Raw genomic sequence first — 25,997 nt, forward strand, 5'->3', positions numbered from 1 at the left:
TAAATCAATTTTCGCAGCGCTGCCTCCGCCCTGCGGAATAAGTCATTCCTACAAGATCATATCCACATATTCTTGCGAGGCAAGCAATTTATCCAAATCGGAAGAAATTTTTTCCCTGTCAAGCTTTGTGCCTATGATTACAAGTTTAACCATTCGGTCGCCGTATTTTTCATCCCAATTACTGCGCATTTTAGGGTCACGGCTTAAAACCCGTTCCTGAACTTCTTTATCTTCCGAGGCAAGCCAGTTTCCGCTGTATCCGGCGGAAATTTGGTTTCCGGAAGTTTCAAACACCCATGCCATAGCGGGTTCGTCGGCAAACCACATAACGCCCTTGCAGCGTATGATGTTCTTAGGCCAAGTGTCGGCATATTTATCGAGCTTTTCACGGTCGAACGGAAGCCTTCGAGAATAAACGAAGGAACCTATTCCGTATTCATCTTCATCCGCGCCTTCATGGCGATGTTCGTGATGGTGATGTCCTTCTTCATGGTGATGATGGCCGCCTTTATGGTGATGCTCGTGATCATCATCGTGATCGTGGTGATGACCGTGTTCATCGTGATCATGACGGTCGTGTTCATGCTCTTCTTCCTCATGATCTTCATCGTCTCTATTCAATATCGAAACCCAGCCTGCGCTTTCGTACACTTTTTCAAAATCAAACGAATCCGTACCGATAATGTCGCTTACAGGCACATTGCCTTTCGTGGTTTCAATGATTCTCGCATTAGGCTGAAGAATTTTAACTATTGCGCGGATCTTTTTAAGCTGTTCTTCGTTCACAAGGTCAGTTTTATTTATGATCAAAATATTGCAGAACTCAATCTGCTGAACGAGAAGAGATTCTATATCTTCTTCTTTCATATCTTTTTTTAAAAGTTTATTGCCGTAATCAAATTCCGTTGCAAGCCGCATGGCGTCAACTACGGCGACTACGGCATCGATCTTTCCGCCTTCGACGGTGGTCACCGCCTGCGCGATCGGCATAGGTTCGCAGACTCCGCTGGCTTCTATCAAAATATAGTCGAATTTTCCGGTACGGATCAGTTTTTCAATTTGAAGAACCATATCGGACTTTAGCGAACAGCAAATGCATCCGTTTGTGAGCGGAATAAGGCTGCTCGAGTCGGTTATATTTGCATCTTTTGCGATAAGATCGGCGTCGACATTTATTTCGCCTATATCGTTTACGATTACGGCGACCTTGTATCCTTGCTGGTTGTTCAAAATGTGATTAAGCAGCGTTGTTTTTCCGGCGCCGAGATAACCGGTCAACAGCGTGATGGGTATAGTTTTTTTTGCAGACATTATAAAACCTCTTTTAAATAACATAATGAAAAAACGATAAAAAGAAAAGCCGCAACGTTTTTCACTTACGGCTCTTGAAAAGTGCTTTATCCGTTTTCCTCGTTGTGTCTTTTGGCAACGTTTTGCGATTGTCTCTTCCCTACCTCTTTTTGCTTTCGGCGATGACGCCCGAACGGACCCACGCGGCAAAAACTTCAGGCCATATGACGCATTCTTTTTGAATACGCGGAGGATCGCCGGCAGTTTCTTCATTGGCAAGGCTTAACCCGTGCAAACCTTTGGTAAATATATGATATTCCAGAGGGATATTATGTTTTTTAAGTTCGGCTGCGAACAGTAAAGAATTTTCAACGGGAACAAGTTCATCCTCATAAGTGTGCCACATAAATACGGGCGGAACGTCGTCGTTTACATGTTTTTCAAGCGACACAAAATCCCGCATATTTTGATCATCGGCTTGAGAGCCCAAAAGGCAGCGGATAGAATCGTCATGTCTGAATTTCCCCGAAGTAATTACGGGGTAGCACAAACAAAGCGCGTCGGGCCTTATTTGAGCAGGCGTCAGAGGTACGTATTTTTGAATAAAATCCTTATTCCACAATACGCCGAGATTAGCCGCCAAATGTCCCGCAGCCGAAAAGCCAAGCACTATGACATTTTTAGGATCGACGAACCATTCGTCACAGTGCCCGCGGATATAGGCGACGGCCTCGCACAGATCAAGAAGCGCGGCAGGATAGTCCATAGGAGCGATGCTGTAATCAAGCACGCACGCGTGAAATCCGAGCGCGTTCATGCGGATCGCAATCGGTTCCGCGCCTCGCGGACTTCTCCATGAATACCCGCCGCCGGGGCATACGATAATAAGCGGACGCCTTCGGTTCGGGTCGATATATTCGCTGTTGTCAATCAAATAAGTCGTTAAATACGGGATAAAACCGTTATTTTTAATTCCTTTGGAAGCGTACCTAACCGGCAGCTCAATTTTTATGTGTTTCATATGCGTAAATTGTATCGAAGAGCCCTCATCCGGTCAACATAGCGCATTGCCTCACGTAAAATCTAACCGAAAAAAAAGCGGTGAATCACGTAAAAATCTAACCCAAATCTGAGTCACAATAGAAGCCCGAAGGAAGGGCAAAATGGGGTTAGACATGAAAACGAAACAGAAATTAACCGAAGAAACGGCAAAACGCTACTGTACGGCAAGCAAAAAGCACAAGACGAAAATCATCGATGAGTTCATTGCGACCACCGGCTACAACCGAAAGTATGCCATCCACATTTTGAAAAACACGGCGTACATAAAAATAACACACTTTAACAACGTTGAAAAAAAGAGCGTGCAGGTCATTACGAAAGTACGCAAAAAGCGGCGCTATGAAAAATACTACTGTCAAGACGTACAACAGGAAGTTATTCGCCTGTGGATTTTATCGATGTATCTGTGTGCAAAACGCCTTGTTCCGTTCATCCGCGACAACATCGACTACTTTGCTCAAAAGGCAGGCTATGATGAACAACTCAAGCTTAAACTAAGCGCCATATCAAGCGCAACGGTCGCAAGGATTCTCAAGCCGGAAATCCCAAAACATTCAATCCGCGGTATTTCGACCACACGTCCTGCAAAAAATCTGAATAAGCTTATTCCCATACGCACCTATTTCAATTGGGACGAGAAAAAACCAGGCTTTTTTGAAGCCGACACGGTCGCTCATTGCGGTATGAGGAGCGAAGGTCAGTATGTTTGTACGCTCACACTCACCGACGTGCATTCAGGATGGACGGAAAACAGAGCTCTTTTGAACAAAGCCCAACGCTGGACAAAAGAAGCGGTCGATGATGTAAAAGAAAAATTACCGTTTAAGATGAAAGGCATCGACAGTGATAACGGAGGTGAGTTCAAAAATACTCAGCTGTTGCAATGGTGCCAAGAGCATAAGGTTGTATTTACCAGAGGTAGAGAATACAAAAAGAATGACAATTGCTTTGTCGAGCAGAAAAATGACAGTGTGGTACGAAGAATTGTCGGCTATTACCGCTTTGAAGGAGAAGAAACACGAGAAGTCATGGCAGAACTGTATGAATACTATAACAAGCTCGTCAACTTTTTTTTCCCTTCGATGAAGATTATCGCTAAGGCACGAATAGACGCAAAGGTTATAAAAAAATATGATACTGCTAAGACTCCTTACCGAAGGCTTATGGAAAGCAAGGAACTGAGCCCTGCTGAAAAAGAGGAACTGAGACGGAGAATGGTCAACTTGGATTTGCAACTGCTGCTTGAGAAAACACAACAGCTCCAAAGTACGCTTATCTCTATGGCTGTCCCTTGGTCAAAATAGCTACGGTTAGATTTTTACTTGAGGAACCTAAATCATTTGGGTTAGATTTTTATTTGAGGAAATACGCATAGCGGACAATACGGCGACATCTGTGCTATACTTTTTCGAAGGTCGTCATAACATGAATAAAACCGAACTTCACAATTCCATAATTCAAAATATAAGGTTCTCTTTTTCCCGATCGGGAGGAGCCGGCGGACAAAACGTAAACAAGGTAAACACTAAGGTCAGCGCGTCGCTTCCTTTGGCAGATCTTCAAGGCCTTTCAGAGTCGGAATTCTTTGCGCTCAGAAAAAATTTACACAATATAATAAATTCCAACGGCGAATTGTTCGTAAGCGTTCAAGACGAAAGAAGCCAGTCGTTAAACCGTGAAAACGCAATCGTAAGGATCGAAGCAAAAATCGCCGCAGCGGCACGAATCCGTAAAAAAAGACATAAGACCAAACCTACCCAAGCGTCGCGCGAAAAGCGGCTCAAAGCAAAAAAACTTCATTCCAAACTAAAAAGCATGCGCTCGCACTCATCGGAATTTGACACACTATAAAAACACACTTTAAATAAGATTGATATTCCGTTAAATTCTTCTTGTAATTTTGTTTCACAGCGTTTATTTTTATTATAAGAGTCATTATCTGTGCGCAAAGAGCGCACAAAATTACAGGAGTTACGAATGGCACAGAGCAATGTCGTCGATCTGAAAAAACTTTCAAATTTTTTTTTAAAGCCTTCAAGGATCTTATGGATAACAGCGGCGCTCATAGCGCTTTGGGCCGCAGGCAGCTGTTTTTTTAAAGTTGATGAAACGGAACAAGCCGTTATAACGCGCTTCGGAAAGTATTACGCGACGCTCGGGCCGGGACTGCAACTGAAGCTGCCGTTCGGGATCGACAAAAACTACAACGTCCCCGTAAAAGTCGTCCAAACCGAACAGTTCGGTTTTCAGACTATAAATTCCGGTATCAGAAACGAATACAAAAACAATATCACAGACGAATCCACAATGCTTACCGGCGATCTTAACATAGTCGACGTAGAGTGGATAATCCAATACAGGATAACGGATCCCCGCGCTTGGCTTTTTAACGTGCAGGACAAACGGCAGACAATCCGCGATATTTCGCGTTCCGCAATAAACGTTTTGGTAGGCGACCGCGCTATTTTGGACATAATGGGGCAGGAGCGCACGGCAATCGAAAATCTTGCAACGGAATCAATGAACCAAAAATTTAAAGATTTAGGCTTGGGAATAAACGTAAACGCCGTAAAGCTTCAGAACATCGTTCCGCCCAAAGGAGTTCAAGATGCGTTTGAAGATGTGAACAAGGCCATACAGGACATGAACAGATTTATAAACGAAGGAAAAGAAGCATACAATTCCGAAATTCCCAAAACGCAGGGGCAGGCCGATCAGCAGGTGCAGATTGCGGAAGGCTATGCGTCGGAACGCGTCAACCGCGCGCGCGGCGATACCGCCCGTTTTAACTCAGTGTATTCGGAATACAGCCGCTCTCCCGTGATAACAAGGAACCGGCTCTATCTTGAAACTATGGAAGATCTTTTCGGCAGCGAAGACAAATCGCCTTCTCTCATAGATAAAAGACTTCAAAACGTTCTGCCCGTAAAAACGCTGACTTCCGGCGCAGGCACCGTAAAATCAGGAGAATAATATGAAAAAGATAAAAACCGCATACAAAATCCTAATCGGGTTTGCAGTCCTTGTGCTTCTGATCTTAAAAACAGGCCCCGTCTTTATAGTAAACGAAGGAGAACAAGTCGTAGTGACAAGATTCGGCCAAATCGTAAAAACTTACACGGAAGCGGGCTTGCACGTTAAAATGCCTGTCATAGACACAGTCGTCACATATCCGAAATTGATCTTGTCACTCGACGGAGATTCTCAGAGAATTCCAACAAAAGAAAATCAATTCATAATCGTCGACACCACGAGCCGCTGGAAGATCACAGAGCCGGATAAATTCTACCGCAGTTTTAAAACGCTCGAAGCGGCTTACAACCGCTTAAGCGACATAATAGATTCGTCCACAAGAACGGTAATAACGCAAAACAGACTCAGCGAAATCGTCCGCTCGTCAAACATAATCAACGAAAAACCCAACGGGTATGATAAAACCGAAAATGCTCAGGAAATCGCCGAAATAGAATCTCTCGTAAATGTAAGCACGGTAAACGAGTCCGTTTTACGCGGAAGAAACGACCTATGTTTGCAGATGACGGAAGAAGCCAACAAGTCGCTGCTTGAATACGGAATAAATCTTTTAGACATTGTGCCGCGGCAGATCAAATATTCAAACGAGCTTACGGAAAGCGTTTATAACAGAATGATAAAAGAAAGAAACCAAGTCGCGCAGGCTTACCGCTCTTTGGGCGAAGGGAAAAAAGCCGAATGGCTCGGGCGCCTTGAAAATGAAAAACGCCGCATCCGCTCGGAAGCTTACCGCAAATCCGAAGAAACAAAGGGAAAAGCGGACGCCGAAGCCGCGCGCATCTATACGGAATCATATTCAAAAGATCCGGAATTTTATGAGTTCTGGAAGAGTATGGAATCTTATAAAAACACGATGAAAAATTTTGACGCGACTTACAGCACGGACATGGAATATTTCAAATACCTGTACGCGCCGAACGGCAGACGCTGATGTCAACCTTTATTTCGATAAGTTCAAGCGAATTGCGCATGGATTCGGGACTCACCGAATCCGCATTCGGTAAGACAAACCTTGCGCAGTTTTTAACGACCGACAAAGGCCTTCTCGTAAAATTCCGCCCGAAAGCTTTGAAAAACGGCGGCAAGTGCGGCGATGCCGACAAGTACGGCGGCAAACATAGCGGCGGTGAGTGCGGCGACTTTTATCGAACAAATAAAGCTCTCAGCGCATCTTCTGCAGAACCTGCAGCCGCTTCAGGGCTTTTTCAGGAATCGCCGGAGTTCGTAGAATTCAGTCCGTGGACGTTTTCGCACATAGAGGCGGATAAGGATTCAGGCCATGCGATATTCTGCGGACAAATTCCTTCATCGAACGAGAATCCTTTACGCAAAAATCACAATATTTTTTTGATCGTTGCCGCCATGACGGAAGCGTTGAAAAGATCGATAGACGTGCCTGCGGTAGGGCTCGGCGGTATATTGGCTGGCGACGACTACGTTCTTTTTTTGCCGGAAATCACATTTGAAAACTGCACGAACGCGCTCTCCAAAGAAGAAAAAGCGTTGACGGACGGGGTTTATAAATTTAAAGGACTTTCAGGAGCGAAGGCGGTACATTTTACAAGAGCCGTAATAGTTTACGAGGCCTTGGCGAAAAAACTTCCGTTCGCACGGACGGAAGAAGAGAAAAGGCAAAAAGACATCATCGACGGACTTTTCTTGCCGCTGGAATATGCGGTTTTCAACATAGATAAAACGCTCGCAGCCGCAGTGGATGAAGCTCTGTCGCCTGATAAAGTCAAAAGCGCGGAATTTCAAGAAAATTTTCCTATTGAAATTTTAAAAAAGGAATTGGAAACGAACGGCGGTCACGGCAAACCGGACGGAAAAATCACGGAAAGCGCAAACGGCAACCGCAAACAAGAAACCGGCTCCTCAGTTTTTTCCCGCGATGATGCAGGAAACGCAGAAAGCATGGAACGCGAAAAATTTGAGCGCGACGGCAAACTTTTTTTTGAAAAACTTAACAAAAAAATAAAATTCAAGCGTGCCGTACACAAAAATAAGGGACTTATCGCAGCAACCGCAATTGCGCTCATAGTCACGGTGTTCGCATCCGCCGATTACGCAAAAAGGCTTAGCGGTCTTCCTACAACAAAGGGGCTTACCGCTGCAGAAACCGTAAATCAGTTCTACGCAGGAATTCATTCGCTCGATTCCGAACTTATTAAGCAAAGCTGCAGAGGCGCCGAACCTGCGGCCGTCCTTAATTCCGTGAGCACTATTTACGTTACCGTAAAGGCGCGCACGGCTTACGACGGCGGTGACACTTATACGCCCGAACGCTGGGTAAACGTCGTCCTTAATCCGAAATACAAAGGTCACGATTGGATGTACGGGCTTTCACACTTAGCCATGCATAACAGTAACGGCGATACGCTTCCAACGGATATTTATCCTAAAATAATAAAAAGGAATGAAAAACCCGGCCCCGTAAAAGAAGACAGCGCTATTCCGCAGGAAGGCGATCAAAAAAACTTCATAGTCAGCTATTATAAGATCATCACATCGGGAGAAAATCCGGTTATCAACGTGGATAAAACCGAAGACCTCGTTCAGTGTTCTTTTATAAAAGACAGATGGCTAGTAACGGGAATAAAAACTGAAATTCTGGAGTCAAGCAAATTTGAAATGGCGCCGGTCGTCGAAGATCTTAAATATTCGCTTTCAAAAACGGACGGCGGCGGCGTAATCGCCGGCGGACAAAAAAAATATCCTTGGCTTCCGGATGAAAAAATCGTAAACGCCGAAAAAGAAAGAATGAAGGTTTAAAAGGCGCCGCCGAATAGGCACGATTATAAACCGACGTACATCCGTGTGCATTGATTTATGACAGGGACAAAGCCAAACTATCGCTTTTACATATTTTGCCGCCGTCCATGGCGAACTTGAACGGCGGATTTCGGATAAAGCTGAAACACCGCAAATTATATGTGCGCAGCTTGCGCAGAATTTTTGCTTACTCCCCTACCCCGCTCCGCCGCCATATCTCTTAACAGACAAAAATACAATTTTTGTCATATTGACAAACAAAGATAAACGCCGTAAAATAAAATCGTTGAGGTTTGATATGAAATACAATATTGAAAAACAGCATGAAAAAGGAAAACTGCACGCCATAGAGCGTATCAATGCAATATGCGACAAAGACTCGTTCAAGGAGATTTATTCCGGGGTACGCCATAATTGTACCAGCTTCGGTATGGAAAACAAGGATATTCCTTATGACGGCGTCATCACCGGATTCGGAAAGATCAACGGAAGAAAGGTCGCCCTTTACGCGCAGGACTTTACGGTTCAAGGCGGTTCGCTCGGATTAAAACACGGGCAAAAAATTGCGGAACTTATCGATATGGCGATAGAGGCGCGTTGTCCCGTGATAGGAATAAATGATTCCGGCGGAGCGCGCATTCAAGAAGGCGTAGACGCGTTGTGCGGATACGGAGATCTGTTTTATCAGAACGTACGCGCCTCAGGTTCCATTCCGCAGATTTCAATTGTAGCGGGGCCTTGCGCAGGCGGCGCCGTTTATTCCCCTGGAATTACGGACTTTATTTTTACCGTCGACAAAGTAAGTCAGCTTTTTATAACGGGTCCTAAGGTCGTAAAATCCGTCATGTTCCTCGACATAAGCACTGAAGATCTCGGCGGAGCGGCGATTCACTCAAAAAAATCGGGCGTAGCGCACTTCCGCTGTGAAAATGAAAACGACTGCTACGCAAAGGTCAGACAGTTGCTGGATTACATTCCGCATTATTACGGCGACAAGCTTAAAAGCGACGAAAAACCCAAATACAATGCAAAAAAAATGCAAAAACAGATAACTGAAATCTTGCCCGACAATTCCAAAAAAGGATACGATATCCGCGAAGTTATCAAGTGCGTTGTCGACGAAGATACTTTTTTTGAAGTTATGGAAGAATTTGCGGCAAACGCAAGCGTAGGCTTCGGAAAGATCGAAGGACGGACGGTAGGAATAGTCGCAAACAATCCGGCCGGTTTAGGCGGAGTTCTCAACTGCGATGCAAGCGATAAAATCGCCCGTTTCGTCCGCTACTGCGATTCTTTTAATATTCCGCTTTTGACCTTTGTCGATGTTCCGGGCTTTATTCCCGGGCCGGAAGAAGAACAAAAGGGAATTATCCGCCACGGTGCGAAGGTTATTTTTGCATACAGCGAAGCTTCGGTTCCCAAGGTGACGGTCATAACGCGAAAAGCTTACGGCGGAGCATACATAGCGATGTGTTCCAAACACCTCGGCGCGGACTTTGTCTACGCGTGGCCGGCTTCGGAAATAGCGGTCATGGGGGCGGAAGGCGCGCTCGGTATCTTATATGCAAAAGAAATGAGCGATCCGGCAAAAGCGGCCTTCGTCGCCGAAAAATCTCAGGAATATAAAGATACTATAATGACGCCTACGATAGCGGCCCAGCGCGGGTATATAAGCGAAGTAATCAATCCTGAAGAAACGCGCTCCCGTGTGGCGGAAAGCTTTGCCGTTCTTGAAAACAAAACCGCGATGGATCATCCGTTAAAAAAACACGGAAATATTCCTTTATAAAAACAGGCGCGCGCTATAGACATAGGCCGGCGGATTTTGCGATCGCTCGCAAAATCCGCCGGTCATTTTTTATCCCATAAATCCTCACATATGAACAACCCCCTCACCCGTAAACGCAAGAAAAACGAAAATTCGCATAAAAAAAACTTTAAAAGCATAGCGAAATAAACGTAAGAGGCTTATACTTAGCTATCGTTGTCATAAAAAGTTTCTTCATAAATAAAATTTTAAATCGGAGAATAGGTTAAATGAAAAAGATAATTTTAATTCCTGACTCTTTCAAAGGCACCATGAGTTCCGCCGAAATATGCGAAATAATGAAAAAAAGCATTGAAAAATTCCGCCCCGAAACGCCTGTCGTGAGCATTCCCGTAGCGGACGGCGGAGAAGGCAGCGTAGAAGCCTTTCTCGCGGCCTGCGGCGGCCAAAAGAAAAACATAAGGGTAAAGGGTCCGTTTTTTGAAGACGTGCCTTCGTTTTACGGTATTTTGGCCGATAAAAAAACCGCCGTCATCGAAATGGCCGCATGCGCGGGACTTCCGCTCGTAGGAGACGCTCTCGCGCCTGAAAAGACTACTACGTACGGGGTCGGCCAATTGATCATAGATGCGGTCAACAGCGGCTGTTCCAAAATAATCATGGGGCTTGGCGGAAGCGCTACAAACGACGGCGGCTGCGGTGCGGCGGCAGCCTTGGGCGTAAAATTCTTTGATAAGGACAATAAAGAATTCGTTCCCACAGGAGGAAGCCTGCACGATATCTGCAGGATAGACATGTCGTCTCTCGCGCCGGAATTGAAAAAGTGTTCGATAGTTACGATGTGCGATATCGACAATCCTCTGTACGGCGAAAACGGAGCCGCCTATGTTTTCGGACCGCAAAAAGGGGCGGATCCTGACGCTGTAAAGCGGCTGGATAAGGGGCTTAGGCATATGGCACAAATCGTACAAAGCGCTTCAGGCGCCGACGCGGCTCTCACGCCGGGAGCGGGAGCGGCGGGCGGTATGGGCTACGGAATGAACGTATTCCTTAAATCTAAACTGCAGATGGGCATTGAAACCGTTTTGGACACCGTTAATTTCGATTCCATTCTTAAAGACGCCGAATGTGTTTTTTCGGGCGAAGGGAAAATAGACACGCAAAGCCTTCGCGGTAAGGTGGTCATAGGTATAGCCAAAAGGACAAAAAAGGCGGACGTACCGCTCATAGCCGTGGTCGGCGATATAGGAGACGACATTGAAGAGGCGTACACAAAAGGCGTTTCCGCAATATTCAGCACGAACAGAGTCGCGGTGGATTATTCAAAAGCGAAGCTCAGAGCAAAAAAGGATATGGCGCTGACGATGGAAAATATAATGCGTTTTTCAGACTGTGTTTTACAGATGAGAAAAAGATGAGTTCCCTCCGAAAACGCATCTTATAACTGTGCGCAAAGAGCGCACGAATGCGGCATTTTCGAAAATTGATATTTTCTGCAATGCCGCATTTTAAGGTATGCAAAGAATTCAGAACGCATAGGTTCCGTATTTATCCTGCCAAACGCTTCCGTCCGAGTACTTAATTTCGGACACATATAAAAAATCGATGCTGTAAGGTTCTTCGGGCACGGCGGAAATAAAATCGTCAAGGCTTACCGCAATATCGCTCACCGATCTGGCGCCGATAATTTCCTTATTCACGGCGACGACTTGATTTGTTCCGATAAACGGATTTTCGCCGTCGGCGTCGTACAGCCTGAACGAAACGGTAAATTCCGAAACGGTTTTAGGACCGGCGTTGTAGAATGTAAAAAGGATGCCGGCAAAATGATATTTTCCGGAAGATTCTCCGCATTCGACTGAAACGTCGCCGATCACATAAGGACAATTCCTTTCAAGAAGGGTTTTACACGACGGAAAAATCAAAAATAAAAACAAAAAGCATAAAAAATGCCGGACATTCAGAACGCCTTTTCCGATACTTTTCAAGAATGCCGAAATTGTTCCCTTTGCCCTGTGCACCGGCGCATTATGTTCAGAAAACCCGTCCGAAACTGCTTTGCCTCTTAAAGTTGCATATCGCACTAAATCCGGCACCGCAGATTCTGCCGTTTCTTCCGTATTCGAAACCGTTTCTGCTTTATCATTGCCGTAAGATGATGCCGGAAGCCGATTTTTCTTCGCTTTCTTTTTTATCATAGTCCGGTAAAATAATGACAGAGGGGATATTGCGCGGAGTCCTGTCGGGAACGGAAGGATTCGGCTCCTGCATGCAGACCGATCCAACGCCCCAAGCGGCTTTCGATATTTTTCTTCCCGTATACGCTCCGCTTCGGTTATAGGGAACGGAATACAATCAAGGTTTTTGCCACAAAGCCTAAATCGCTGCAAGCTTTTCCGCCCGCCGAAACCGCCGTAAAATATCCTGAAAACCTTACCCGGTCTTTTTATTTTCATAAAAGAACTCCTTGCGCAGCGGCGCCGCAAGACAGCAGGGCTGAGCTACAGTAAGGTTTACAAGGGAAGAATCTGTCTGTTCGTAAAGATACAAAACATAGCGTAAAAGCTGCTGCCGGGACAAAATGGTAAAACTGATCTTAGGAGCCGAAGGATTTTTTTTATCGCGAAGATACGACGAAAACGCGTGGAATAAACGTATTCTGAGCAGAGTATCCTCCGGCCTGGTCAGTCCGAAATGAATCCTGTTTCCGTCTTGGCTGATGATAGCGACTCCGTTATACATACAAAAGGCGGGCGGCAGCATAAACGCGTGAATTTCAGCCATCGACACCTCCGTTAAAATTGCACAGTGAGTAAATCGTCAGATTTAGGAGCCGGGCAATTAGTGCGCTCTTTGCGCATACGTTAATAAGCGACGTTTCGGCTTTGGCCGAAACTCGAAGTTAAATTGAACGGCGATATTTCAGACGTTCAATTTAAACTCTCCCTTAAAATTCAACAGCCGAACAAAATGTCAATTTTTGGAGGCTGTTGAATTAGTGCGCTCTTTGCGCATATTTCAATCTCATAATCTTTAATTGCACAGATAATAAAAAAACTGCAACTTTTGCCCGTCAGTCTGCAACTTTTGCCCGCGCAATCCGCCCTTCTTGCCTTAAAAGTCTCTACAATTTTTATTGCCCTTAAATCGTTTTTTTGCTAAAATAAATAGAAACACATATCTAAAAAACATGTCCGCTTTTGCGGATAAAAATTCCACAAAGGAGGTTCGTTTTATGGACAGCGGCGGTAGTCGTAGTTCAGATTATCATTTATGCAGCTTAAATTGCATAAAAGCCTCTGCAGGACTAAGCCGGAATTAAATACCGCAATGTTCTGCACGCTAATCTTCGCGTAAAAGGACATTTTTATGATCACATATTGGCAGCAAGTCCACGGCAAACTCATCCGTGTGAAAAAAGAAGATCTGGATCCTAAGCTGAAAACGTGGGTCGACGCCCGTTCCGTGACGACCGACGACATAAGCGAACTTGAAAACGATTACCTGATCGAAAACGAACACATCCTTGACATTCTCGACCCGGACGAATTGTCGCGAATAGAAGCGGCCGACGAATACATTCTTGTCATAATGCGTCTTCCGATTTTTGAAATAAACGCCGAAATCCCGTACTTTACGATTCCTTTGGGCGTTATAATAAAAGATAATTTTATCATAACAATATGCTGGACGGATTGCGAAGTGTTAAAAGATTTTTCCGCAAACAGAGTAAAAGGCGCTAGGCTTGAAGATTTTCCCGCTTTTATGATCCAAATTCTAAGCCGCTCGGACATATTATTCTTGCGTTATCTGAAAGAGATAAACCGCAGGTCTGCAAGCATACAAAAGGAACTGCAGGTTTCCATCGAAAATAAAGAAATAATCCAGCTTTTAAACCTTGAAAAATCCCTAGAATTCTTTACGACCTCTTTGAGCAACAATCAGGTTCTGCTTGAAAAATTCAGGAAGACCAAGCTTCTTAAGTTGGACGAAGACGATCAGGACTGGCTTGACGACGTGGACGTGGACAACAGACAGGCCATAGACATGGCGGACACTTACAGCAACATCCTTTCAGGCATGATGGACGCCTTTGCTTCAGTAATTTCAAACAATCTGAATATAGTGATGAAAAAACTAACGATCATAAACATAATTCTTATGATTCCTACTTTTATAGTAAGTTTTTTCGGAATGAACATTCCGCTGCCCTTCCAAAATTCCGGCGGACTCGGAATAATCGTGATCATTTTTATCTGTATAGTCTCAACCATGTTTGCGCGGATTCTTTTCGGCGACAGGTCTTCGCTCCAGCAAGTTTCTCCGGCGCTCAGAAAAAAAGCAAAAGAGCGTAAAAATAAAAAAAGACAGCGCGGAGATTCCAAATGAAAAAACGACGCCCGTTTTTTGTTACAATTATTCTTTTATTCTTTACGTTTTCCGCAGGAGCGCAGGCAAATATTTTCATACAGGATTTCGTCCAAATCGACATGGTAAGGCTCGGCCCGGATGCGAACGCCGTTTACGATGTTTACACGATCGGGGATAACACGCAGTCTTACACAGCCGTCCGCTGGATAACGCCGTTTTTAATGAACAAGTATGAAACGTGCTATGAATTATGGTATACGGTAAGAATTTGGGCGGAAAATAACGGCTATCAATTTCAAAATCTCGGGCAGGAAGGCTCCGGCGGACGGCGCGGACAGGCGCCCACTGAAAAAAACCGTTTTCAGCCGGTCACAATGATAAGCTGGCATGATGCGGCCGTATGGTGCAACGCTTTAAGCGAAATATACGGCAAAACTCCCTGCTACACATACAAGGGCGAGGTTATCAGGGATTCGTGCGATACGGCCGTGCTGGATCTGGCGCAGTGCGACTGGGAAGCGGACGGGTTCCGGCTTCCGTCCGAAGCTGAATGGGAATATGCCGCCCGCCGGACTCAGGCAGGATTTCAGCGCGGCGACTCGGCCAGCGGACAGATCGACCGCTACGGCAATAACGACGAAAGCGTGCTCCAGGACACTGTTGCTTGGTACGACGGCAATTCAGACGGAACAAGAACCGTAGGAACCGCGGGAACGCCTTTTTCGCCAGACGCGCTCCCCGTCCCCGGAAGCGGAAATGCAAACGGATCGGGCATTTTTGACATGAGCGGAAACGTGCTTGAGTTTTGCTGGGACTGGATGGATACGTACAAGGACATGTCTCCGGGAGAGCGCGCCACAGGCCCAGTATACGGATTTGAGCGGACGGCAAGAGGGGGAAGCTGGTCGCCTTATACGGGCTTTATATTCTGCGGAGACCGCTATTCCTACGATCCGAATGCAATATACAACTATCTGGGATTCAGATTTTGCTCGAGCGGCGAAAATCTTTCGAAAAATTTTTCGCACGATTTTTCGGAGTATTTAAAACAGCAGTAGAATTTCCTTAAAGCGTGGCATTGCAGAAAATATCAATTTTCAAGAATGCCTTTGCATTTGCCTAAAAATTACCGCTAAAACTCCGCCTACAGATCTTCCATGGATCTTTGCAAGGCAAGCATTTGAGCCGGAGTTCCTATGGAAATTCTTAAAAAGTCTTCTATCCCCGGCGTAGAAAATATCCTGACTAAAATTCCGTCTTCTTTTATCTTCCGGTAGGCTTCTTGCCCGCTTACCCCGCTTTTTTTTGCAAATACAAAATTTGTCTGCGAAGGAAGAACTTCCCAGCCGCAATCTTGCAAGAACCTAGTGAATTTTTCACGTTCTTCAACTAGGGCTTTTGCGCAATTCACATAATATGCGGCGGATCTGCATGCGGCGCGGCAGGCAACCTGCGTTACCGCATCCACAGGAAAATGATTCAGCGAATTTTTTACGGTCGTTACGGCTCTTACAACTTCCGGGCTTGCAACTATATAACCGCTCCTCATTCCCGCTCCGCAAAGGCTTTTGCTGAATGTACGCACTATTATGAGGTTTTTAAATTCCTGAAGCAAAGGAATGCAGCTTTCTCCTCCGAAATCCGCATAGGCTTCGTCTACGACAAAGGCCTTATCCTTGGGAGCGGCTAAAAGCATCTGTCTTATAAGCGAACGGGGCAATCCTATTCCCGTAGGAGCGTTCGGGTTTGCAAAAATCATTCCTGAATTTGTTTTATTCGCCTCAAAAACCATCTTTTCGCCGTCAACGCTCCAGTCTTTCTTTAACGGAACGGGGCAAAACGGAATATTGTAAAACCCGCAGTAAACAGGATAAAAACTGTAAGAAAATTTCGGAACTATAAGAGGTCTGTCTTCGTCAAAAAAAGCGAAAAATATAAAAGAAAGCACTTCGTCGCTGCCGTTTCCCGTGTAGATCATATCGGGAAAGACGGTAAAAGGTATTTTGTCTTTTTCGGAAGGAACACAGGAAGCGCATTCGATTGAACCGGCGCCAATGCTGTGTTCGTCAGAACCGGAAGAAAAAGACGTTAGCGTCCTTGAAAGAACGCCTCCCGTTTTGTTTATCATAGCGGCTATTTCGGCTCTTAAATCGCCGGAATCGGGGTCGGGATACAGTCCCAATTTTTCAGGGTTTTCGGATAAAAATTTATTTACGGCGGCCGTCACTTCAGGCGACGGGGGATAAGGGTTTTCATTTGCATTCAGTTTTATATAATCCCTGTCTTTAGGCTGTTCGCCCGGAACATAAGGGTGCAAAAAGCTCATACGTTTTGACAGCATATTTTTTCCTCTTGTGTATTTTAAATATTCGGAGGAAGGCCGTCAATGCGCTTTCAAGGCTGCCGGCGCGCTTTCAATGAAAAAATAATTAAATTCCAATCATATGTGAATTTCAGCCGTTAATCGGCCGTCATCCTCTTCCCTAACTCATAGTTTACTGCTATATTAAATTTGACTTATGGCGAAAAAATCTATAATTAATATATTGTTAAAATTTTACGCAAACCGTTTAAACACATACACTGTAGATTACGATGAATTTATCAGTTATGTAAAAAAATATGCACAGATCCACGTTGAAGAGCAGCCCGATCTGGTCATGTATTTAGGGAATGCGGACGCTCAGATTGAAAAAGATCTTGAAGAACTTGAAGCGGACCGCAAAGTACTGATCATTAACAACGATAAAAAACGCACAATTTTCGTCATAACAATGTACGTTCAAAAATTCGAAAAACTGTATCAGGAAATTGTAATAAAACCGACGACTCCTTTTCCAACAATATCCGACCTGCCTAAATCCGTGCCGACCGATATTTTGTACAAAAAAAATGCGTCGGACTATCTTCACGGGGCGCTGAAAAAACAAGAAACTGACGACAAAATCTTGTATTGTCTTTCCTTGCCGCATGAAATTCCGCCTATAATAGTTCCTTCGTCTTTAAAAGTTTCTACGCTCGGAGAAATTTGTATGGCGAAGATCCGCCTTCCTCTTCAAAAAGAAGAATACCGCGGTTATTTTGCAAAAAAACTGCACATTTCAAATCAAGGAAAAGAACTGGCTACAAAAAACTTTTTTGATAAATTTGTAAATTTTTCCAATGACATCATAGACGATCTAAAAGAACCCGGCGATAATTTTTATTTTTGGACACAGTTGTGCTATTTTATCAGGCAGGATTATGAAAGCATAAAAGACCGCACCCCCGAAGACATAAACGTTTTACAGGCGATATACATAGCGGAAATAATCATTTCCTTTTATAAGGATAAGATAAAACAGGAAAATCAAAAGAGGGAAGCGCTTGAATATTTAAAAAAAGCGCTGCAGAAACCTCCTTACTATTTTACGATAAACGACATTACGGGAATCGTAAATGCAAAGGGAGTGCCGCTCACAAAATTATATACTGACGACGATCTTAAAGCATTCCTTGAAAAAGAGACTTCAAATAACGCCGACGAAGGATCGTCTCACCTTCCGGATCTTTTGGTATTTAAAGTACAATCTAAAACGCTCTTTTTTATTTACAAGGACAAGATCTTGCCTCTTATTGTCAGGCTTTGTAACGAAGCTCACGATACTGTAGGAAAGATTATCACCGAAAATTGGATAGAATTGCTTAGGAATTTCACAAAGGTGCCTGAAATGTACAATCAGGCAAAATACGAAGAAATTTTACGCTCGAAGACTGAAAAGATGGCTCCTATTTTGTATGCCCTGCTTAATGCGAATTTTTTGCTTACCCTCACATACGAACTGCGCGCAAAAAGTGCGGAAATTCCTCTTCCCTTATTTGAACACGACCGGTTAGCGCCTTACAGCTCCCTGCTTTTATTAAAACAGCAGGATCTTTTGGCAAGCGCAAAGTTCGCGCTGCCCTTTTGGTATTCGATTCCCATCGTCAGCTGGCTCATATCGCTGTTTACAAAAAAGCCTGAAAAGCACAAGCAAAATCCTTCTGGAACGGCATTTCAAAAAGTCAATTACGATCAGGAACTCGCCCACAGCATAAAACAGCCGGTAAGCAAGGGCAAGGCTTTGGCGCAGGCAGCGCAGGCGCTTGAACGGCACTTTGTTCAGGAAGGTTCTACGGTCGAACGCGATATGGATTCCTATGCCAAAATATGGAACAAGATGATAGACAAAAAAAATCGTGTGAATCTGGAAGAAGACGTAAACGCCTTGATCAGGGACTATATACGAAACGTATTCAACACGCTTAACGGCGTTACGTTCGATGAAAATCGGCTGGAAAATCTTGCAAATACGCTGTGCAATACTCCCAATATGAAACGGATCGGAGAGCCTGAAGCTCTTAACATGTATGTAAGAATGTACATACTGCATCTTTTAAAGGGACTTACATAAGCGACCCTAAAACTTATCCGCTTTAGCAAATATAATTCGCCGTTTCTCTCAGCCGCGCTATTTCGGTAACACAAAATTTTTACAGGTTTAAAGCGTAAATTTATGCAGTCTTGTATCCAAAGCAAAAAAAACACTACCTGAAAGCTGGTCTTTTTAGGCGCTCAGCCGGCGCCTTGCCGGCGATTTTTTGCGTTTTTTTTAAATTCCTGCAATTTTATTTTCCGAAATTCAACTTCGCCGCAATTAATAACAGTGGGAACATTAGGCGCTCGCTGTTATTTTGCGTAAACTGCCGCGGATTGATACACACGGTGAACGGCGTAAGACGCACGGTCGACGGCCGTATGTTTTACTCGAAAGCGCAGCTTTTATTCGTGTCGCATATTGCCGCGCATCGAATATGCGCAAAATGTGCACGAATGTTGCCAATCAACTTACGCAGGAGTTTTTTTATCAGGAGGAAATATGAATAAACTCAATTCGACTATTTTGGAAGGGAATGCCGTAAAAAAGCCCGAACTTAAACTCTCGCCTAAGGGCACAAGCATCTGCGTGCTACCTCTGGCAGTAGACCGTTATTATAAAAACGCAAGCGGCGGGTACGATACGGAAGTTTCATACTTCGACGTGGAAAGTTACGGTAAACTTGCGGAATTTTGCGCCGGCGCAGCCGAAAAAGGCAGAGGGGTTCGTGTAGTAGGAAGGTTAAAACAAAACAGATGGAAGACGCCCGAAGGCGAAAACAGAAGCAAGATCATAGTGATCGCCGAACACATCGAGATGAAACCGCTCAAAAAGACCGACGAAATATCAAAAAACACGGAAAATAATTCGGAAGTTACGGAAGCTGAAGAAGACGATCCGGAAATAATGCAGCTTAAAGAGTCTGCGACGGTTACTCAGCCGGTGTTTTAGCGCGTTATAATCGACAACCTCGCCTCAGATTCAAAGCGAGCCTTCAAGCGGGGCGAGGTATTGAAATCTCCGCACGAATACCAGACAGCCGGCAGCAAGAATACCGACCGGCTGTGCGTTGCGCATTCCGCCCGGACGAAGCGCAATTAGAGGTTACAGGCGGCACAAGGAAATCGGCGCCTGCCGCTTTCAGTTTTTGGACAGCCCGCGTTTTCTCACAATTCTTCACCTTTTGCCAAACCGCGTCTTTTTTTTCTTTGCGGCGCCGTATTCAGGGCGGAAGGTGCCTGCCGCATAAGCGGCCGCGACAGCCTTGCGCTCGTCTATCTTTTCTTGGGAATAAAATCCGTCTTTCCAGTTAAAGCGCGACGTTCCCGGCAAAACCAGATGTTTCAAATATGCGTTTACGATCTGCTTAAAATCGCTTTTAGAAACCTTTGTCTTAGAAAGATCGATGAGCAAACTCTTAAAGCCCGCCGCTCTGATGATTTCCGTCTTATCCAAAATTGAAAAAGGTTCTTCCGGCATGACGAACGAGCCGTCGTTCGTAGAATTCACTTTAAATTCCTTTTCTTCTTTGTCGGTAAAATATGTAAAATCATAGTCGCCGGGAAGTTTAAAGCGCATTCTAAACAAGGCCGGATAGGCAAAGACCGGAACCAAAACCCTCTGTCTGAACTGCCTGTCGTAAGTAGCTTCAAGATTTTTACGGGAATTTTCATAAGGACTTATAAAAGCGCCGATATTTTGATTTTCAAGCCAAGATACGGCCCACCTGTTAAACGTGTAAAGATAAGGCCCCGCCACGATATTTACATTTTTCCCTCTGAGCATGGAAATGTGGGCGATATTATTGACGACCCAAGCGTGAAAACCGTCGTTTACAAGAGAGTCTACCGTTTCTTTTAGAGCGTCGTACGTTCCTTCGGGAACAAACGGATCCAGCGACAAAAAAATCTGCTTTTTTGAAAACGGCGGAATTATCTTCTTTTCTTTAAGAGCGGACGCCGTTTCGCCGTTCAATTCCAATATAACCCTGACAGGACGGGCCGATTGAACAACAAACAAGTCTTCCAATGTAGAAACTTGAACGTACAATCCTTCAGGGAAGTACGACAACTCGTCCTTTTTTATCGGAGTCAAATCAAGGATAGGAAGCCTTCCCGCTCCCGGCTGGCGCCTGAACGATGAAATATCGTTGGGCAAAACGCGGGGATAATGTTTTGACATGGCTTTCGTCTGAAGCAGGTAGACGCTGTCCCCCTTTGAAAAATCCGGAGGAATATCTATCCAGCGGCGCCCGTTTTTGTCTACCGTAACCGCACGGACCTTATGGCTTTTTCTGCCGGAATCGTCTTTTTTATGAAGACGGATGGAATCGCCTATTTCAGGGTCATAGGTTCCCCCGCTTAACAGGGCTGCGTATATATCGCCTTTTTTATCATCAGCAAAAAAGTCTATGTCTTCTCCCGATTCTCTTTCGCCCTCGTCCCCGGAATAAGGAGCGTTAAGTCTAATCGTATTTTTAATAACCTTGAAAGATTCTATGGTCCCAAGAAATATCCCCGTTCCGCCGGCCTGATCGGGATTCAGTATCGCCTTTCCGGCGTTTTCCATTCCTTCTTCGATGCTTTTAAACCCGTACCAGTAAGAAGTTTTGCTGCGCGCAAAATCGGTTGCGAGCATGCGCTTTGCCGCTGCGACGGTTTCTTTTTTATTGTCCTTGTAATGATCGATCACATACCTGTAAGCGGAAACGACGCTTCCGACATATTCGGCGCTCTTCATCCGCCCTTCAATTTTAAACGAATCTACTCCGGCTTCTATAAGTTCGGGTATCCGGTCTATAAGCTGAAGGTCATACGGTGAAAAATAATACCCCTGCTTGTATCCGCCCGGAACATCGGCCGTGTAAAACCTTCTGCAGGCCTGAGTGCACATTCCCCTGTTAGCGGATTTTCCGCCGAGAAAACTTGAAAAAAGACAGAGCCCCGACTCGCTTACGCACAAGGCTCCGTGAACGAACATTTCGAGTTCTGCGTTAGTCCTTGCCTTTATCGCGCGAATTTCTTCAAGTCCCAGCTCGCGGGCGACTACTACGCGTTTTACGCCTTCCTTGCTCAAAAGGTTTACGGCGGCGGCGCTTTCGACGTTCATCTGTGTTGAAGCGTGTAAAACCATACCGGGAAAAAACTGTCTTGCCATGCGCAGCACGGCAAAGTCCTGAACGATAAGACCGTCCGGCCCGACGCGATTTAAATATTCCAAAAAGCGATAAAGGCGCTCAGTTTCTCTGTCTTCGACAACGGTGTTAACCGCCACATATATTTTTTTCCCCAAGCGGTGCAGCGAATACACGGCGGCTTCAAACTGATTCCATGCAAAATTTGAAGAGCGGAGCCTTGCGTTAAAACTTTTTAATCCCAAATATACCGCGTCGGCCCCTTCGCCTATCGCAGCGTCCAACGCTTCGACGTTTCCGGCGGGCGCCAATAATTCAACCATGCCGCAAAATATATCACAATAACGAAGAATTTTCTACCTGTATTTCCGCCTGTGCGCAATCGATTATCTTTCGTCTACCTTCCGGGAGTTACCGAAGAAGCCGTCTTTCTTTCCCAGTCTTCGGGAACGACGCTTATTCCCCCTGCAGGCAGTGTTCCGGATTCTGCGGCCGAATCCAACGCAGATAAATTCTTTCGCGCAAAAATACACTGCATGGAATCGCCCGCTACTTTAAAAGCATTGTCTATAGAAAATCCGCTTTTCCATACGCCGCTTTCATACGCTCTTCGGGCGGCTTCTTCCAAAGGCGCTTTCATCCACTGTGTCTTTGAGTTTTTGGTATATAAAAACGCATCGATCAATAAAGAGCGGTTGCTGTCTTCGAGCAAAAGCACATCCTGCGTGGAACCCAACCGGCTGTCGGTATTAACGATCCAGATGTCGCGTGAAGAGCTGCTTCCCTGAGCCGTTGAAAGCTCCAGATCATCTCCATACTCCGAAATACAACCGTCCCCCGAATTTCTTAAATGCACGACAACAAAATCTCCGGCATCGACTTCTACGGGCGGAAGGCAGACGTCATAGTCTTTTCCGTCGTTTGCGCTTGAAATTACAAGCCCCGACAGATTGCCCGGTTCCAACACGTAAAGCTCTATAAATTCCACACCGCCTTTTTCGGTAGATCTGTCTTGAATTTCACTGAACACGACTCTCGCCGCACGGGGATTAAATCCTATGACCGGTGAAGAAAAGGTAAGCGTATTGCCGTTTTTATCTTCTATTTCTCCGTATAAAACATATTTTCGCCCTATTTCGGTGGGCATAGCGAGATTGCATATTATGAGCCTTCCGCCTTCTTCGCTTTCTATAGAAATCGGTATCGAATTTTCAACGCCGCACGCAGCGTAAAGCGACGCAGGGAAAACGTCCTTGCCGGATTCGCCCCCGGACATAGGAACCGAAGCGTCGGACAAAACGGCGGACTGTCTGCTTAAAGTTAAGCCTATCACGTTCACTTCTTCGGAAAGACTGACCGTTATCTTTTTTTCGGATTCCGCAACTATTGAAAGGATCTTTGGAGATTCGTAATCGCCTGAAAGAATTTGTATTCCCTCGGCTGAGATGCGGCACGAGATATTATAAACCGAAGACAGTACCGCTGAACTCCAAAACAGGGTTTGAAAAAAGATCGAAAAGGATCTTTTTAAAAATGATTTGAAATCTACCGCTTTTGCCGTCTTTTGCATAAGACCTCCGCAATAATAATTGCAAAGAAATGCAAAAACGGAAAAAAATCACCGCAAAAAGCACAAAAATGTGCAAAATATGCGGCGGATCAAGTTTCGCTTACAAGACGGTCAAAATATTTTAGAGCTTTAGAGTTTCAACCATGTATCTTATGGAAATTCCGTTTTTATCTTCGATGATCTTTTCAATTACAAAGACAAGACTTTTTTGATAATCGTCCCGTAGGATTTTTTCGATATTGTATCCCGATACGCCTTTACGTTTTATGTCGGGTGAACCGGCCTTGTATTCTTTTATTACACGCCCTAAAGCGTCCTGCATTTTTACGGAAATATAAAATGAGGAACTCACGTTATCGGCGCGACCTGAAACGGAAGGAATCAGCTCCACAGACCATTTAACCTGATCCGCAAGGGTGGACGCTTCAAAATCTGAAAAAACGATCTTTTCAGAGCCTTTTTTGTTTTCATCGGATGAAAGATACAACAGATTATCCGCATTTGTCTTTTTAAGATCGTATTTTTTTAGTTTAAGAAAATTTTTTGCTTCCAGTTTTTCAAACACGCTCAAGGCGCTTTCGGATACCGAGATCTGTCCCGGTTCGCTTTTAAATATTCCGCCTGAAACAAAATCGTTTTTAGCGACGTCAACGACGAAAATTTCCGCATAAGGTTCAAACGAACGGTCTTTTTTACCGTATTGACCGAAAACATATACCGAACCGTCTTTTGAAAAACCTTCATCTACAAAAACGGCGGCATCTCCCGCAAATATGTAAGTTCCTAAAACGAAAAATAAAAAAGCAAACGGAATGAATTTTTTCATACATCCTCCAATATACTGAAGCGAAAAATTCGGTCATAAACATTATAAAACGTCTATTGTCAGGCGTTTTTACGTTCTCTTTTATTTTCGGAATTTATGAGTAAGTCTTTACTAAAATAAGGCTAACTATTATGATTTTTACATGACTATAGCGACAAGAGATCGTATGTTTTTATTACTCAGGCTGGCTTCGATTATAAGCTGCGTCGCCCTCACCGTTGTTTTTTTCCTTTTTAATTTCAAGGGAAATATTCTGCTCCCTCCAGAAAGGCAGGGATCGAGCGGCTTGTTTTTATTAAAATATGAATTTTACGCAGTGATCGCTTCGGTCTTCGTCTTTATGCTGTATACGGTTATTACGCAGATTTTCGTATACAGTAATTTTGCAAAAACAAAGACTATTGAAATACTTTTTTTCAGCGCATTTTTGATCGGATGCCTCACGGAATCGGCAAGGCTTATCATTCCGTTGAACGGATCGTGGGCTTTTACGTCGCCTTTGGTATTGTTTGCCGGAAGAGTGATAGTTTTAGGCAGAATGCTTTGCCCTTTAAGCTTTTTATTCATAGCCTTGATGAGCGACCCTGAACAGCGGTTAAACGAAGAGCGCAATATGACTATGATCTTTTTTACCTCGATGGTATGCTGCGCCATTATTCCCATAAATTCCGTACAGGTTACTCATCTGTGCACTATAAAGTGGGGCTATCAGACGTTTCTTTTTATCTTCAGACTTTCGGTTTTTTTACTTTCGGGTGTTTCGATCCTTGCAGCCGGCATACAGCAAGGATCGGAAAGGATAAGACAAACCGTCGCCGGCTATGCAACTCTCGTCACAGGCTATTTTATCCTTTGCAATACCGACAATTATTTAAAACTTTTTGCAGGGACTGCTCTTATGGCGTCAGGTACGTACTTATATCTTTCAAACCTGCACAGAAAGTATCTGTGGCAGTGACGGTGCGATACGGCGTAAAACACTTACGGCGAAAGACGCGTTGCAAACTGCCTCAAGGCCGCAAGGCTCCCCTGCCCCCCCAAACCTGTAAAAACGGGACTCAAGAAAAGAGCCGCAAAGTGGTGCGCCGCGCGGCACTATCCAAATCCGCAATTATCAGGACTCAAGAAAAAGGCCGCGGCCGGTTAAAAAAATTGATTTACGATTATAAACTGGGCGATTCCGCCCAGCACGACGGGAATCACAAGGTTGTCCAGATTTTTTAAAGGCAATATTTCAATCAGCATGCCGAAAACGGCTATAAAAAACGCAACCTTAACGGAACGCAGCACTAAAAACGTAGAGCAAAAAATCGCTATAAAACAGGCGAGACTTCCGGCGACGGTCTTTCCCCGTGTAAAAGGAATTTTTATTGAGCCCATCAATTTTCCTACAAGACTTGCAAGACCGTCGCCGAACGCCAGCGCATAAATGCCTACCGCGGCGGGCACTCTTTCCCAAAGAAGAGCACACGCAATAATTCCCAAAACAAGGGTAACGGGGCCTAATACAAATTTGTTTTCATCGCGCTTTCTAGCCGCCGCAGCGGTGATTGCGGAGACAAGCGGAATTTCGCATCCTCTTATCCTCATCGATTCAAAGATCAGGTACAGCATAAGGCACAAGCACAAAAACACGATCGTAAGCACATAAGCCTTGGCAAGAAAAAAAGGAACGAATCCCGCGCATATATGGATGGATTTTCTGAACACTTCTTTTTTCAGATCAATAATATGCTGTTTTATAAGAATGCCGCTTATTCTATCGCTCATCAATA

The 25,997-nt window shown here is 44.7% G+C and carries 21 protein-coding genes; 12 read left to right on the forward strand and 9 right to left on the reverse strand.

Translation table 11 applies throughout. The annotated features are described in order from the left end of the window. Nucleotides 1–48: 48 nt before the first annotated feature. Together HRI96_RS08660 and HRI96_RS08665 are read right to left on the reverse strand one after the other, a co-directional pair. Nucleotides 49–1,311 carry a CobW family GTP-binding protein gene (locus HRI96_RS08660; protein WP_210116980.1) on the reverse strand — a complete coding sequence of 421 codons (1,263 nt, stop codon included), beginning with the start codon at nucleotides 1,309–1,311 and terminating at the stop codon, nucleotides 49–51. A 139-nt stretch (nucleotides 1,312–1,450) separates the two neighbouring features. Next, nucleotides 1,451–2,311, reverse strand: a complete 861-nt coding sequence (locus HRI96_RS08665; RefSeq protein ID WP_210116981.1) for an alpha/beta hydrolase — start codon at nucleotides 2,309–2,311, stop codon at nucleotides 1,451–1,453. Nucleotides 2,312–2,453: 142 nt separating this feature from the next. Between HRI96_RS08665 and HRI96_RS08670 the strand changes: the two genes are divergently transcribed. From HRI96_RS08670 to HRI96_RS08700, 7 genes are all read left to right on the forward strand, one after another. Next, complete coding sequence (locus HRI96_RS08670) at nucleotides 2,454–3,656, forward strand: integrase catalytic domain-containing protein (RefSeq protein ID WP_210116713.1); 1,203 nt, start codon at nucleotides 2,454–2,456, stop codon at nucleotides 3,654–3,656. Between the two features lie 121 nt (nucleotides 3,657–3,777). Beyond that, nucleotides 3,778–4,203: an alternative ribosome rescue aminoacyl-tRNA hydrolase ArfB gene (arfB, locus tag HRI96_RS08675; RefSeq protein WP_210116982.1), complete on the forward strand. Its 426-nt coding sequence runs from the start codon at nucleotides 3,778–3,780 to the stop codon at nucleotides 4,201–4,203. Nucleotides 4,204–4,329: 126 nt separating this feature from the next. After that, complete coding sequence (gene hflK / locus HRI96_RS08680) at nucleotides 4,330–5,325, forward strand: FtsH protease activity modulator HflK (protein ID WP_210116983.1); 996 nt, start codon at nucleotides 4,330–4,332, stop codon at nucleotides 5,323–5,325. A 1-nt stretch (nucleotide 5,326) separates the two neighbouring features. Beyond that, nucleotides 5,327–6,316: a protease modulator HflC gene (hflC, locus tag HRI96_RS08685; RefSeq protein ID WP_210116984.1), complete on the forward strand. Its 990-nt coding sequence runs from the start codon at nucleotides 5,327–5,329 to the stop codon at nucleotides 6,314–6,316. Further along, nucleotides 6,316–8,157, forward strand: a complete 1,842-nt coding sequence (locus HRI96_RS08690; protein WP_210116985.1) for a hypothetical protein — start codon at nucleotides 6,316–6,318, stop codon at nucleotides 8,155–8,157. Before hflC ends, HRI96_RS08690 begins: the two co-directional genes overlap by 1 nt. Nucleotides 8,158–8,455: 298 nt before the next feature. Then, a complete protein-coding gene (locus HRI96_RS08695; RefSeq protein WP_210116986.1) occupies nucleotides 8,456–9,946 on the forward strand; it encodes an acyl-CoA carboxylase subunit beta in 1,491 nt (496 codons plus the stop codon). 248 nt (nucleotides 9,947–10,194) lie between these two features. Continuing rightward, entirely contained in the window at nucleotides 10,195–11,343 is a 1,149-nt protein-coding gene (locus HRI96_RS08700; RefSeq protein WP_210116987.1) for a glycerate kinase family protein, read from the forward strand. Nucleotides 11,344–11,451: 108 nt separating this feature from the next. On the opposite strand, the gene HRI96_RS08705 is transcribed toward HRI96_RS08700, so the two are convergent. Continuing rightward, nucleotides 11,452–12,381 carry a hypothetical protein gene (locus HRI96_RS08705; RefSeq protein ID WP_210116988.1) on the reverse strand — a complete coding sequence of 310 codons (930 nt, stop codon included), beginning with the start codon at nucleotides 12,379–12,381 and terminating at the stop codon, nucleotides 11,452–11,454. Further along, nucleotides 12,359–12,709, reverse strand: coding sequence for a hypothetical protein (locus HRI96_RS08710; RefSeq protein ID WP_210116989.1), 351 nt, complete (start codon nucleotides 12,707–12,709; stop codon nucleotides 12,359–12,361). Before HRI96_RS08710 ends, HRI96_RS08705 begins: the two co-directional genes overlap by 23 nt. Nucleotides 12,710–13,294: 585 nt before the next feature. Here HRI96_RS08710 and HRI96_RS08715 point away from each other — a divergent pair. Together HRI96_RS08715 and HRI96_RS08720 are read left to right on the forward strand one after the other, a co-directional pair. Next, nucleotides 13,295–14,314 (forward strand): magnesium transporter CorA family protein, encoded by a 1,020-nt coding sequence (locus HRI96_RS08715; RefSeq protein WP_210116990.1) that lies wholly within the window; start codon nucleotides 13,295–13,297, stop codon nucleotides 14,312–14,314. Continuing rightward, a complete protein-coding gene (locus tag HRI96_RS08720) occupies nucleotides 14,311–15,354 on the forward strand; it encodes a formylglycine-generating enzyme family protein (protein ID WP_210116991.1) in 1,044 nt (347 codons plus the stop codon). The genes HRI96_RS08715 and HRI96_RS08720 overlap by 4 nt, the downstream gene beginning before the upstream one ends. A gap of 86 nt (nucleotides 15,355–15,440) precedes the next feature. Here the strand turns inward: HRI96_RS08720 and HRI96_RS08725 are convergent, their stop codons facing one another. Beyond that, nucleotides 15,441–16,637, reverse strand: coding sequence for a pyridoxal phosphate-dependent aminotransferase (locus HRI96_RS08725; RefSeq protein ID WP_210116992.1), 1,197 nt, complete (start codon nucleotides 16,635–16,637; stop codon nucleotides 15,441–15,443). Nucleotides 16,638–16,815: 178 nt separating this feature from the next. Here HRI96_RS08725 and HRI96_RS08730 point away from each other — a divergent pair, with 178 nt between their 5' ends. Next, the gene (locus HRI96_RS08730; RefSeq protein ID WP_210116993.1) at nucleotides 16,816–18,729 is read left to right on the forward strand and encodes a hypothetical protein; all 1,914 of its coding nucleotides are present in this window, start codon (nucleotides 16,816–16,818) and stop codon (nucleotides 18,727–18,729) included. Nucleotides 18,730–19,194: 465 nt separating this feature from the next. Further along, on the forward strand, nucleotides 19,195–19,644 hold the full coding sequence (locus HRI96_RS08735) for a single-stranded DNA-binding protein (protein ID WP_210116994.1): 450 nt from the start codon (nucleotides 19,195–19,197) through the stop codon (nucleotides 19,642–19,644). 225 nt (nucleotides 19,645–19,869) lie between these two features. Here HRI96_RS08735 and HRI96_RS08740 read toward each other — a convergent pair whose 3' ends face one another. The 3 genes from HRI96_RS08740 to HRI96_RS08750 form a co-directional block, all read right to left on the reverse strand. Beyond that, nucleotides 19,870–22,149, reverse strand: a complete 2,280-nt coding sequence (locus HRI96_RS08740; protein WP_210116995.1) for a peptidase U32 family protein — start codon at nucleotides 22,147–22,149, stop codon at nucleotides 19,870–19,872. Between the two features lie 74 nt (nucleotides 22,150–22,223). Continuing rightward, nucleotides 22,224–23,396 carry a lipoprotein TP_1001-related protein gene (locus tag HRI96_RS08745; protein ID WP_210116996.1) on the reverse strand — a complete coding sequence of 391 codons (1,173 nt, stop codon included), beginning with the start codon at nucleotides 23,394–23,396 and terminating at the stop codon, nucleotides 22,224–22,226. 121 nt (nucleotides 23,397–23,517) lie between these two features. Then, nucleotides 23,518–24,222: a DUF2259 domain-containing protein gene (locus HRI96_RS08750; RefSeq protein ID WP_210116997.1), complete on the reverse strand. Its 705-nt coding sequence runs from the start codon at nucleotides 24,220–24,222 to the stop codon at nucleotides 23,518–23,520. Nucleotides 24,223–24,388: 166 nt separating this feature from the next. Between HRI96_RS08750 and HRI96_RS08755 the strand changes: the two genes are divergently transcribed. Further along, complete coding sequence (locus HRI96_RS08755) at nucleotides 24,389–25,180, forward strand: hypothetical protein (RefSeq protein WP_210116998.1); 792 nt, start codon at nucleotides 24,389–24,391, stop codon at nucleotides 25,178–25,180. 185 nt (nucleotides 25,181–25,365) lie between these two features. Here the strand turns inward: HRI96_RS08755 and HRI96_RS08760 are convergent, their stop codons facing one another. Further along, complete coding sequence (locus HRI96_RS08760; RefSeq protein WP_210116999.1) at nucleotides 25,366–25,992, reverse strand: diacylglycerol/polyprenol kinase family protein; 627 nt, start codon at nucleotides 25,990–25,992, stop codon at nucleotides 25,366–25,368. Nucleotides 25,993–25,997: the final 5 nt, after the last annotated feature.

Source organism: Treponema parvum (assembly GCF_017893945.1).
GTDB lineage: Bacteria > Spirochaetota > Spirochaetia > Treponematales > Treponemataceae > Treponema_D > Treponema_D parvum_A.